We start from the raw sequence: 1,110 nt of genomic DNA on the forward strand, positions 1-1,110 counted from the left end.
GTTCTGGAGGGTGAGCATGACTTGGAAGAGGGGGTGGCGGGTGAGGGTGCGGGTGGGGTTGAGGACTTCGACGAGTCGTTCGAAGGGGATGTCCTGGTGGGCGTAGGCGTCGAGGTCGGTTCGGCGGGTGCGGTCGAGGAGTTGGGTGAAGGTGGGGTCGCCGGAGGTGTCGGTGCGCAGGACGAGGGTGTTGACGAAGAAGCCGATGAGGTTGTTGAGGGCTTCGTCGGTGCGTCCGGCGATGGGGGTGCCGATGGGGATGTCGTCGCCCGCGCCGGTGCGGCTGAGGAACGCGGCGAGCGCGGCATGGATGACCATGAACATGCTGACGCGTTGCTGGGACGCGAGGTGGGCGAGTTGCCGGTGGACGGTGGCGGGGATGTCGAGTGTGACCCAGTCGCCTTGGTGGTCGGCGTGGGCCGGTCGGGGGCGGTCGGTGGGGAGTTGGAGTTCTTCGGGCAGTCCGGTGAGCGTCTTCCGCCAGTAGTCGAGCTGGGCGGAGATGACGGAGCCGGGGTCTTCCTCTTCGCCGAGCCATTGGCGTTGCCATTGTGCGAAGTCGGCGTACTGGACGGGCAGTGGTTCCCAGTGGGGTGCGGTGCCGGCACGTCGGGCGGTGTAGGCGTGGGAGAGGTCGTGGGTCAGGGGCGCGATCGAGGAGCCGTCGCTCGCGATGTGGTGCAGCACCACCATCAGCACATGCTCCTCGTCACCCTCGCCGTCGTTCTCGATCCGCAGCAGGTGTGCGCGGAGCGGAGCGTCGGTCTCCAGGTGGAACGGCTGATCGAACGCGGCGGCGAGCCGGGCCGGCAGGCCGTCCTCGGTGGTCGCGATCGGTTCGCGCCAGAGTTCCACCGTGTCGGCGGGCAGCACCGACTGGTGTGGTTCGCCTTCGACCGCGGGATAGACGGTCCGCAGGACCTCGTGGCGTTCGATCACGTCGGCGAGCGCCGCACGCAGCGCCGCCGTGTCCAGTTCCCCGGTCAGCCGCAGCACGGCGGGGATCCGGTACGGGGAGGTGTCCGGGTCCATCGCGTTGAGGAACCACAGCCGCCGCTGGCCGAACGACGCCGGAACCACCTCGCCGCGCGGCACGGAACGCAGCGCGGG

The 1,110-nt window shown here is 69.3% G+C and carries 1 protein-coding gene; it reads right to left on the bottom strand.

The features are described from left to right. Nucleotides 1-1,110 (bottom strand): condensation domain-containing protein (locus tag ACWD01_RS37545; protein ID WP_451168479.1); only part of this gene is annotated, 1,110 nt, incomplete at both ends.

It is taken from the genome of Streptomyces sp. NPDC002835 (genome assembly GCF_053591995.1).